Source organism: Curtobacterium sp. MCBA15_007 (assembly GCF_001864905.1).
Taxonomy (GTDB): Bacteria; Actinomycetota; Actinomycetes; order Actinomycetales; family Microbacteriaceae; genus Curtobacterium; species Curtobacterium poinsettiae.
On sequence record NZ_MJGM01000041.1, the window covers coordinates 4161 to 4433 of the forward strand.

The 273-nt window shown below is 70.0% G+C and carries 1 protein-coding gene; it reads right to left on the minus strand.

The genetic code is table 11. From position 1 onward, the window contains the following. A partial coding sequence (locus BIU95_RS18775) for a hypothetical protein (protein ID WP_254783366.1) occupies positions 1–273 on the minus strand: 273 nt, incomplete at both ends.

Below are 273 nucleotides of genomic sequence, written 5' to 3' on the forward strand. Positions count from 1 at the left end.
CGCCCTGCTGCGTGCCGCCCTGCTGCTTCTGGGTTGCCTGGCGTGCACCGACGGCCTGCTGCTTGCCGACCCGGGCGTCCTGCGCGTCGAAGATCTCGCGCAGGAAGACACCGGTGTGGCTCTCCGGCACGGTCGCCACGTGCTCCGGGGTGCCCGTCGCCAGGACCGTGCCGCCACCGGAGCCGCCCTCGGGCCCCATGTCGATCAGCCAGTCGGCGGACTTGATGACGTCGAGGTTGTGCTCGATGGTGATGACGGTGTTGCCCTTGTCGA